The organism is Lysinibacillus sp. NPDC093692 (assembly GCF_050280125.1).
Classification (GTDB): domain Bacteria; phylum Bacillota; class Bacilli; order Bacillales_A; family Planococcaceae; genus Lysinibacillus.
In genome coordinates this window covers 1-2975 of sequence record NZ_JBNNUW010000055.1, presented here as the reverse complement: position 1 = coordinate 2975, position 2975 = coordinate 1, and the positions used below count along the sequence as shown (strand labels likewise).

General features: G+C 52.1%; 1 rRNA gene. It reads right to left on the bottom strand.

Annotation, left to right across the window (positions count from 1 at the left end):
- Positions 1-45: 45 nt before the first annotated feature.
- Positions 46-2973, bottom strand: a 23S ribosomal RNA gene (locus tag ACQKN4_RS25315).
- Positions 2974-2975 lie beyond the last annotated feature (2 nt).

The window sequence follows — 2975 nt, the reverse complement described above, 5'->3', positions numbered from 1 at the left end:
TTCTTTCAAAACTGGATAAACGGTGCATTGAATGTTTCAAACATTTTGGTTAAGTCCTCGATCGATTAGTATTCGTCAGCTCCATGTGTCACCACACTTCCACCTCGAACCTATCTACCTCATCGTCTTTGAGGGATCTTACTTACTTGCGTAATGGGAAATCTCATCTTGAGGGGGGCTTCATGCTTAGATGCTTTCAGCACTTATCCCGTCCACACATAGCTACCCAGCGATGCCTTTGGCAAGACAACTGGTACACCAGCGGTGTGTCCATCCCGGTCCTCTCGTACTAAGGACAGCTCCTCTCAAATTTCCTACGCCCACGACGGATAGGGACCGAACTGTCTCACGACGTTCTGAACCCAGCTCGCGTACCGCTTTAATGGGCGAACAGCCCAACCCTTGGGACCGACTACAGCCCCAGGATGCGATGAGCCGACATCGAGGTGCCAAACCTCCCCGTCGATGTGGACTCTTGGGGGAGATAAGCCTGTTATCCCCGGGGTAGCTTTTATCCGTTGAGCGATGGCCCTTCCATGCGGAACCACCGGATCACTAAGCCCGTCTTTCGACCCTGCTCGACTTGTAGGTCTCGCAGTCAAGCTCCCTTGTGCCTTTACACTCTACGAATGATTTCCAACCATTCTGAGGGAACCTTTGGGCGCCTCCGTTACCTTTTAGGAGGCGACCGCCCCAGTCAAACTGTCCGCCTGACACTGTCTCCTGCCCCGCTAAGGGGCATGGGTTAGAATTTCAATACAACCAGGGTAGTATCCCACCGACGCCTCCTTCGAAGCTGGCGCTCCGAGATCTCTGGCTCCTACCTATCCTGTACAAGTTGTACCAAAATTCAATATCAGGCTACAGTAAAGCTCCACGGGGTCTTTCCGTCCTGTCGCGGGTAACCTGCATCTTCACAGGTACTATAATTTCACCGAGTCTCTCGTTGAGACAGTGCCCAGATCGTTACGCCTTTCGTGCGGGTCGGAACTTACCCGACAAGGAATTTCGCTACCTTAGGACCGTTATAGTTACGGCCGCCGTTTACTGGGGCTTCAATTCGCAGCTTCGCTTGCGCTAACCACTCCTCTTAACCTTCCAGCACCGGGCAGGCGTCAGCCCCTATACGTCACCTTACGGTTTTGCAGAGACCTGTGTTTTTGCTAAACAGTCGCCTGGGCCTATTCACTGCGGCTCTCATGCGCTTGCACGCTCAAGAGCACCCCTTCTCCCGAAGTTACGGGGTCATTTTGCCGAGTTCCTTAACGAGAGTTCTCTCGCACACCTTAGGATTCTCTCCTCGACTACCTGTGTCGGTTTGCGGTACGGGCACCTCTCACCTCGATAGAGGCTTTTCTTGGCAGTGTGAAATCAGGAACTTCGTCCATACGGACTCGCCATCACAGCTCAACGTTACAGTGTGCGGATTTGCCTACACACACGCCTTACTGCTTGGACGCGCATATCCAACAGCGCGCTTACCCTATCCTACTGCGTCCCCCCATTTCTCAAACGGTGAGGAGGTGGTACAGGAATATCAACCTGTTGTCCATCGCCTACGCCTATCGGCCTCGGCTTAGGTCCCGACTAACCCTGAGCGGACGAGCCTTCCTCAGGAAACCTTAGTCATACGGTGGACGGGATTCTCACCCGTCTTTCGCTACTCATACCGGCATTCTCACTTCTAAGCGCTCCACCAGTCCTTCCGATCTGACTTCAACGCACTTAGAACGCTCTCCTACCACTGACATCGTAGATGTCAATCCACAGCTTCGGTGAATCGTTTAGCCCCGATACATTTTCGGCGCAGCGTCACTCGACCAGTGAGCTATTACGCACTCTTTAAATGATGGCTGCTTCTAAGCCAACATCCTGGTTGTCTGTGCAACGCCACATCCTTTTCCACTTAACGATTACTTTGGGACCTTAGCTGGTGGTCTGGGCTGTTTCCCTTTTGACTACGGATCTTATCACTCGCAGTCTGACTCCCGTGTATAAATATCTGGCATTCGGAGTTTGTCTGAATTCGGTAAACCGGGATGGCCCCCTAGTCCAAACAGTGCTCTACCTCCAGTATTCTCATCACGAGGCTAGCCCTAAAGCTATTTCGGAGAGAACCAGCTATCTCCAAGTTCGATTGGAATTTCTCCGCTACCCACACCTCATCCCCGCACTTTTCAACGTGCGTGGGTTCGGGCCTCCAGTAAGTGTTACCTCACCTTCACCCTGGACATGGGTAGATCACCTGGTTTCGGGTCTACGACCACGTACTAATTCGCCCTATTCAGACTCGCTTTCGCTGCGGCTCCGCCTTCTAAAGCTTAACCTCGCACGTAATCGTAACTCGCCGGTTCATTCTACAAAAGGCACGCTATCACCCATTAACGGGCTCTAACTACTTGTAGGCACACGGTTTCAGGATCTCTTTCACTCCCCTTCCGGGGTGCTTTTCACCTTTCCCTCACGGTACTGGTTCACTATCGGTCACTAGGTAGTATTTAGCCTTGGGAGATGGTCCTCCCGGATTCCGACGGAATTTCACGTGTTCCGCCGTACTCAGGATCCACTCAGGAGAGAACGAACTTTCGACTACAGGGCTTTTACCTGCTCTGGCGGACCTTTCCAAGTCGCTTCATCTAACTCGCTCTTTTGTAACTCCGTATAGAGTGTCCTACAACCCCAAGAGGCAAGCCTCTTGGTTTGGGCTCTTCCCGTTTCGCTCGCCGCTACTCAGGGAATCGATTTTTCTTTCTCTTCCTCCAGGTACTTAGATGTTTCAGTTCCCTGGGTCTGCCTTCAAGACGCTATGTATTCACGTCAAGATACTACGCGATTAAACGTAGTGGGTTCCCCCATTCGGAAATCTCCGGATCAAAGCTCACTTACAGCTCCCCGAAGCATATCGGTGTTAGTGCCGTCCTTCTTCGGCTCCTAGTGCCAAGGCATTCGCCGTGCGCCCTTAATAACTTAACCAA